General features: G+C 39.7%; 9 protein-coding genes. 6 read left to right on the top strand and 3 right to left on the bottom strand.

Annotation, left to right across the window (positions count from 1 at the left end):
• Positions 1 to 53: 53 nt before the first annotated feature.
• The 6 genes from DWW70_RS14815 (at position 54) to DWW70_RS04935 (ending at position 4,135) form a co-directional block, all read left to right on the top strand.
• Positions 54 to 227 carry a hypothetical protein gene (locus DWW70_RS14815; protein ID WP_158564578.1) on the top strand — a complete coding sequence of 58 codons (174 nt, stop codon included), beginning with the start codon at positions 54 to 56 and terminating at the stop codon, positions 225 to 227.
• A 141-nt stretch (positions 228 to 368) separates the two neighbouring features.
• Positions 369 to 839, top strand: coding sequence for an SMI1/KNR4 family protein (locus DWW70_RS04955; protein ID WP_118016795.1), 471 nt, complete (start codon positions 369 to 371; stop codon positions 837 to 839).
• 37 nt (positions 840 to 876) lie between these two features.
• The gene (locus tag DWW70_RS04950; protein ID WP_118649325.1) at positions 877 to 1,287 is read left to right on the top strand and encodes a hypothetical protein; all 411 of its coding nucleotides are present in this window, start codon (positions 877 to 879) and stop codon (positions 1,285 to 1,287) included.
• Positions 1,288 to 1,499: 212 nt separating this feature from the next.
• On the top strand, positions 1,500 to 2,018 hold the full coding sequence (locus tag DWW70_RS04945) for a hypothetical protein (RefSeq protein WP_118649324.1): 519 nt from the start codon (positions 1,500 to 1,502) through the stop codon (positions 2,016 to 2,018).
• A 248-nt stretch (positions 2,019 to 2,266) separates the two neighbouring features.
• Positions 2,267 to 2,728 (top strand): SUKH-3 domain-containing protein, encoded by a 462-nt coding sequence (locus DWW70_RS04940; RefSeq protein WP_118649347.1) that lies wholly within the window; start codon positions 2,267 to 2,269, stop codon positions 2,726 to 2,728.
• Between the two features lie 108 nt (positions 2,729 to 2,836).
• A complete protein-coding gene (locus DWW70_RS04935; protein ID WP_117548540.1) occupies positions 2,837 to 4,135 on the top strand; it encodes a CAP domain-containing protein in 1,299 nt (432 codons plus the stop codon).
• A gap of 56 nt (positions 4,136 to 4,191) precedes the next feature.
• On the opposite strand, the gene DWW70_RS04930 is transcribed toward DWW70_RS04935, so the two are convergent.
• From DWW70_RS04930 to thiH, 3 genes are all read right to left on the bottom strand, one after another.
• Positions 4,192 to 4,641 carry a PadR family transcriptional regulator gene (locus DWW70_RS04930; protein ID WP_015533318.1) on the bottom strand — a complete coding sequence of 150 codons (450 nt, stop codon included), beginning with the start codon at positions 4,639 to 4,641 and terminating at the stop codon, positions 4,192 to 4,194.
• Between the two features lie 121 nt (positions 4,642 to 4,762).
• A complete protein-coding gene (thiE, locus tag DWW70_RS04925; RefSeq protein WP_118649346.1) occupies positions 4,763 to 5,410 on the bottom strand; it encodes a thiamine phosphate synthase in 648 nt (215 codons plus the stop codon).
• A 22-nt stretch (positions 5,411 to 5,432) separates the two neighbouring features.
• On the bottom strand, positions 5,433 to 6,686 hold the full coding sequence (thiH, locus tag DWW70_RS04920) for a 2-iminoacetate synthase ThiH (protein WP_055143820.1): 1,254 nt from the start codon (positions 6,684 to 6,686) through the stop codon (positions 5,433 to 5,435).
• Position 6,687: the final 1 nt, after the last annotated feature.

The following is a 6,687-nucleotide window of genomic DNA, read 5'->3' as shown; positions in this document are numbered from 1 at the left end:
AAATGAAAGGAATGAATGATTATTAGCTTCTAAATAATCATACAAGAGATACAATGAAATTTTGGAAGCCGCCACATGAGCACGAAGAACTTCTAGAAGAGCAAATTGAGAGTATAATACAGGAAGTTCAAAGAAAGGGCTATGGTTTTTGGGGAACAAGTACAGCGGCAAGAAAAAGGACTTGGAATAACAATCAAATGATATATATAGAATGGACATTTTTATAAATGAACTAAGAAAAACTAAACGGCTGTTGACAAAAAATAATTGATGATGCAATACTATTGTTAGACAATAATGTAAAGGAGAGGGGGGGTATCGCAGAAAGATGATGTCGAGCTATAAAATATTATGATGCGGAGGTATATATGAGTTACACAAATTTTATTAAGGCAATGGAGTTGGCACCCAAATGTAAATTTTATACTACAGCAGGTGGAAAAAGTGAAGAAGAAATCAGAAAGTCAGAGCAAATACTTAATATAAAATTTTCGAATCAATGTAGAGAATTTTATGAAAAATATGGATACTTATCCTTCTATGGCAGCGAAATTTTTGGAATTGACCCAGATGATGATTCTGGAATATTGGAAGGAAATTCTGTTGCTTATGCGCTGAATGACAGGGATGAATATAGTTTGCCTGAGGAGTGGATTCCGATATATGATTTTGATGATGGCAGTATGGCGTACTTGGATTATTCCCACCTAAATAAGCAAAAGGAGCCCAGAGTTATAATGGCGTCTTACGATGGTGAGGAATATGAAGTCGTTGAAATATTAGCAGAAGATTTTGGGGATTTTGTTTTGCAATTAGTACAGGAACAAACAGGAGAGTAATTTAAGAACATATTCAGTAAACTAATGAGACAATAGTATGATTGATGCAGTTGTTGAATTATCAAATATAGAAATACATGAGCATTGTATGTTGAATAGAATTACTGGAGAAAGAGAATATAATAATGGAAAAAAACAAATGCCGTATTTTACAGGGAAATATTTCAAAGAGGAGAATATTTTTTTTGCATTATATCCTACAGATAATGGACCAATAATGTATTATGAAGGTAAAGAATATCCATTAAAGAAAGATTTGCATATTTATTTAACCAAAACAGAAAAGTCAAGAGAGTTTCGGATCGAAGAATATAATATTTGTATCCAATATCGTACTTCTCAATATGTTGGATTTGATGTGTGGTCAGATGAGAAGGATGTTGATTTGTTTTATCAAATTGAACAATCTTATAAAGATAATGAATATTATAAAAAATTTACAAAGTAAAAAGTATTTTATCTAATTATGTTTCCACTTAAGGCACATAACCTAAAAAATAAATCACAGTCTTTGAATTAAAAATATATTGCAAAGGAAGATAAATGGCAAGTATATTATAGCGAGCGTGGTAGCAAAAGTTAATTCACAGCTAAATAAATATAGTTATATTCCACTGAAAGTTGATAAAGCAGGGATGATCAATTAGAGGGGCGAAAAAGGTGAAATTTGAAAAAGTATTTAATAACAAAAAATATATTCGAAAAATAGAATGTATGGGAGAGGGGCTTGTTTTATTTGAAATATCAGTTGTTGATAAAAGAATAGGACAAAACTACCATTTGTTTTATGAGGATAAGCGCAAGCCTCCGTTGGACATAGCAATTAATCCGGAAGATGGAATGATAGAGTATGTCAGCTATTTTGTTCAAGATGAAATAATTAATAATATTAGTGATATTCCCGTAATTATAAATGAGGGTATGGGAATTAGTATGTGTAATAAGGATTTCAATGAGAACAATATGAATGTTACCTTAGATGGGAAATTTAAATTTTGGAAGTCAGAAAATGCAATTTTAATATTAAGAGATGATATTGAAGAGCGTGTTCTAAATGCATATAGGATTAATGATTTAAATAATGTATTGGTTCTAGACGATGATTTCGTTGGGATAGAATTTAAAAATTTGAATCAAGAAGAAATGATGGAAATTAAGAATTCGAAATGTTTACTATAAAATATTTTTTTTAAATTATTAGATTAAAATGAGGTAAGTTATGAATTTTCAATTTTGCCTTCATATAAGATTGTAAAAATGACAATAGATTTTCTTAAATCAAAAGAGAGTAGTGATTAGATGACAATAGTTGGATTTGATTTTTAATTAGACATGAATCTGTGAAAGAAACAACATTTCAATGGGTGAAAAATATAAGGAATGGAATATTTCAAATCTGCTAATAAGTAGGAAGGAATAATTTGATAATGAATGCAAACACAAAAGAAAGATTGATAGATGCGGGATGGTCGTTAGAAAGACAAATAGATGTTGACGAAGTAATAGATACTCTTAATAGCAGAGGTTTTTTATTAACTGATAAAAATATATTTTTTTTAAAACAATATGGATTATTAGAATTTGAATTGGAAAATAGAAATGAAATATTTAAAGATATAGTTCATAAAAATTTTAATCCTTTAAAAGCAATTGGAAAAAATCTGTATAAAGAAAGTTTAGAATATTTAGAAGATGAATATGACATAGAAGGTATTAATACAGTAATTCCAATAGGCGAAAATGATAACGGAAATATGCTAATTTTATGTACTGGAGATAATGTGTTTTATGGGTATACTGATGGTTGCCTTGTAAAGTATGGAAATACAATAGAAGAAATGTTAGATTGTGTTATAGGCGAAAACATAATGCCTGAGTACATAGATTAATGCGATATACTGTATTGTTTAGCAAATAGGCATGCAATAAATCCCATAATGAGTTATAATAATATCAATAGGCTGATACATATTATAAGAGGAGGACAAATTCAAACTATGGGAGTACAAAAGAAGAAGTTGTTACACCGGATAATGGCTCTGGCGATCGCAGTTGCAGTTGGATTGTCAGTGATCGTGCCGGGAGGAACAAGTGCTGAAGCGGCGACAATACCTGCGGATGTGACAAAACCATCTGCCAATTGCGTGTTTATAGCAATGAAGGGCAAGTATGTGTCGGAGGCTTCGGCTGCAGTGAAGAGGATCAATCAGATCCGTTATGAAGCATGTAAGCAGGGCGTTAAGATTGATGGACGGAAATTGACGCTTGACGACTATGTGCCGATCAAGTGGTCGGCAGGACTTGAGAAGATAGCAAGGATCAGAGCTGCGGAGGCGAGTGTTACAATGTATCACTCAAGACTCAACGGAAAGTCTGTATTTGATTTCAAATATCCGGGAAATGGCTGGCCGACTTCCGAGGTGCTTGCGTGGAACTGGTCAGAGAGCATGCTCATGGGTATTGAGCAGTGGTACAGCGAGAAGGATGCCTATGTGAAGGGAACTCCTGGAGCGGTGACCGGACATTACACATCCATGATAAATCCAGCAAACAGGTATGTGGGTGTTGGTACATTTATAAATAAGAATGCATCTTATCCGAACACAACTGCAGCCCAGTTCATGGGAAGCGGCAGTCAGGCTGAGACTATGGCTAAGTCCACTGGTGAGAGCGATGTTACGGTGGAGGTGCAGAAGGACAATATCACATCGGTTAAGATGACCGGAAATAAGAACGTGCAGGAGGGACAGAAGATAACCCTCACACTCAAGGCAGTCCTTGGACAGTATGGAAGTACATCGTATAAGGTACTTGCGGGAGCTAAGTGGAAAACATCGAATTCCGCTATTGCAAAGGTGTCATCTACAGGAGTGGTAACAGGTCTCAGAAAGGGAACTGTGAAGATCACAGCCACAGTTGGATCGCGTTCGGCATCATATACGGTAACCGTAACAGGGAAATGTGCGCATGTATATTCCGGCAAGGTAGTAAAAACAGCAACTACCAGAAACGATGGCAAGGTGTTACATACATGCAGAAAATGCGGCCAGAAGAAGTATATCGTTGTCAAGAAGATAAAGAGAGTTACATTATCACAGACGAGATATAAGTATGATGGTAAGACAAAGACACCTAAGGTGACTGTGAAGGATAGCGATGGTAAGATAATATCATCAAAATACTACAAGGTGACATACCCTAAGGCGAGAAAGAAAGCCGGAACATATACGGTGAAGATAAAGTTTTCCGGAAGGTATAAGGGTACAGTTTCAAAGAAGTACAGAATAGTAAAATAAAAAAATACCGTTGTTCATAAAAAATATGGACAACGGTATTTTTAATCTGAAAGAAATTATTTCTTCTCAGGCTCTGGAGTATAGTCAAGTATGGATGAAATAGCCTTGTGAACCTTTGTATACTCAGTTATAAGAATATGCATACGCTGGAATCCAGGCTGCTCCAGATGATAATATACTCTGGTCATTCTCTTTCCAACCTGCTCTTTGTGATCGGAGATGAAACCGTATTCAATCAATTTGTACAGTGCAGGATAGAGAGAACCGATAGGAATCTTTATCACGCCGTCTGACAGTGAGTCCATGAGCTGTGACAGCTCGTAGCCGTAATAATCTTTCTGGCTGAGCAGATAGAGTACGAGCAGCTCCACGGAACCTCTGATGAAGTTCGGCTTTGCAACGACTCTTGCATGTACAGCCTCAACTGCTGCTTCCTTTGCGGTATCATTACTTTGATCCTGAACCATAATACTGTTGGAATATATGCTGTTTAATACGTTTTCCATTAAAACCACCTCATACAAAAAAATAGTTACACTTTGTATTGATTGTAATTGCAAAATCATTTAATTGCAACCTTTCTTTTCATTAAAATGAAAATAAGTTGCGTATTTTTGCAATTTTTGCTTATTTGAGAGAGATTTTTGACTGTAACTGCTTGGATAATGCCAATAGACGGCTGGCAGTATCCTTTGGATTGTCAGCTTTCATTATGGCGGACACCACACAGATGCCGGCGATAGGTATGCCCGAGAGGACATCCAGGTTGGTCGGATTGAGTCCTCCGATGGCATTTACCGGGATGGGAACTGCCTTGCAAATGTCTCTCAGTGTATCCGTGGATGTGAGCACTGTCTTGACCTTGGTGGTGGTTGGGTAGATGGCTCCAACTCCCAGATAATCAGCTCCCTGTTCATACGCCTCCACGGCCTGAGGAACAGTCTTGGTGGTTGCACCCACGATGCGGTCGGGCCCCATGAGTTTTCTGGCAATGGAGACAGGCATGTCGGTCTGTCCCACATGGACACCCTCGGAGTCCGCCGCCAGAGCCACATCTACCCGGTCATCTATGATGAGTGGCACGTTGTAGCGGCGCGCAATGGAGTGCACCTTGTCCGCAAGATGTATGTACTCACGGGTAGTTCTTTCCTTTTCTCTAAGCTGCATGAGTGTCGCACCGCCATCGAGGGCACGCTCCACTCTATATAAGAATTCTTCCTCGGACAGACCTGTGCTGTCGGTTATAAAATATAAAGTAGGATCAAATGTATACATTTCAAAGTCCTTTCTAAAATTGTTACACATACAGATAGTCATTGAGTACGGGCTGCAGTCCCTCGCCCTCTATGTCTGAATACATATGCTCAAGACTTCTGTTGTCGTTGATCTCGAACTGCTCGTCGCCCTGTTCACTGCAGGAAGTCTTGCCGCTGTATTTGCTTTCGTGATCGCCGATTCCGGTTGACACGCCCGCCGATACCTTGGTCGCTGCGATCTTCACTATGCCGTTCCTGAAGTCTGCACTCTCCCTTGAAGATACCGTTATTCCGGCAAATGGCAGGAATATCCTGTATGCGCACAGTATCTGGCAGAGCTGCTTCTCGTGTACGTCCAGAGGATTGATCTGATCGTTGTTGATGATCGGTCTCAGTCTTGGACAGGAGAGTGACATCTCTGCGTGTGGGTATTTTCTCTGGAGAAAATACGCGTGAAGGGCTGTTGCCAGTGCATCCTTGCGGAAGTCGGAGAGCCCTAACAGTGCTGAGAATGCAACGCCCCGCATTCCGCCCATGAGGGCGCGCTCCTGCGAGTCGAAACGGTATGGCCATACTCTCTTGTGACCCATCAGGTGAAGAGTCTCGTATTTGTCTGCGTCGTAGGTCTCCTGGAACACTGTCACATAGTCCGCACCGCACTCATGGAGGTAGCGGTACTCATCGGTGTTCACCGGATATATTTCAAGGCCTACCATGCGGAAGTATTTCCTTGCAAGCTTGCATGCCTCGCCGATATACGTTACGTCACTCTGGCTGCGGCTCTCGCCGGTCAGTATAAGGATCTCTTCCATACCGCTGTCGGCGATGACCTTCATTTCCTTCTCGATCTGCTCTGCTGAGAGCTTCATTCTGTTGATGTGATTGTAGCAGTTGAAGCCGCAGTATACGCAGTAGTTCTCACAGTAGTTGGCTATGTAGAGCGGCGTGAACATGTAGACCGTGTTGCCGAAGTGCCTGCTTGTCTCGCGGCTTGCGCGCTGCGCCATCATCTCAAGAAATGGTTCGGCGGCGGGGGAGAGCAGAGCCTTGAAGTCCTCTATGCTGCACGTCTCGTGTTCAAGGGCAGCCATGACGTCTCTGCCTGTGTAACTGCTGTAGTCGTAGCTGTTCATGTGCTCCATGACCTTGCTACGGATGTCAGATTCAATAACCTCCATGCCCGGAAGGTATTCCATATGGCTTTTCCTTGACGATGGATCTGTCTCCAGACGGTGCTTGATCTCCAGCGCTTCCGGCGAAAGATATTCCGAGTCTATCAGAAAGTGGTTTTCCATA

It is taken from the genome of Coprococcus sp. AF16-5 (assembly GCF_003479365.1).
GTDB lineage: Bacteria > Bacillota > Clostridia > Lachnospirales > Lachnospiraceae > Coprococcus > Coprococcus aceti.
Note: the sequence above shows the minus strand (reverse complement) of the source record. Positions and strands in the feature narration are given on the sequence as shown.

Excerpts from the sequence above, each read along its gene's own strand:
- DWW70_RS14815 (WP_158564578.1), top strand. The coding sequence starts at position 54 with ATGAAATTTTGGAAGCCGCCACATGAGCACGAAGAACTTCTAGAAGAG.
- DWW70_RS04955 (WP_118016795.1), top strand. The coding sequence starts at position 369 with ATGAGTTACACAAATTTTATTAAGGCAATGGAGTTGGCACCCAAATGT.
- DWW70_RS04950 (WP_118649325.1), top strand. The coding sequence starts at position 877 with ATGATTGATGCAGTTGTTGAATTATCAAATATAGAAATACATGAGCAT.
- DWW70_RS04940 (WP_118649347.1), top strand. The coding sequence starts at position 2,267 with ATGAATGCAAACACAAAAGAAAGATTGATAGATGCGGGATGGTCGTTA.
- DWW70_RS04935 (WP_117548540.1), top strand. The coding sequence starts at position 2,837 with ATGGGAGTACAAAAGAAGAAGTTGTTACACCGGATAATGGCTCTGGCG.
- DWW70_RS04930 (WP_015533318.1), bottom strand. The coding sequence starts at position 4,641 with ATGGAAAACGTATTAAACAGCATATATTCCAACAGTATTATGGTTCAG.
- thiE (WP_118649346.1), bottom strand. The coding sequence starts at position 5,410 with ATGTATACATTTGATCCTACTTTATATTTTATAACCGACAGCACAGGT.
- thiH (WP_055143820.1), bottom strand. The coding sequence starts at position 6,686 with ATGGAAAACCACTTTCTGATAGACTCGGAATATCTTTCGCCGGAAGCG.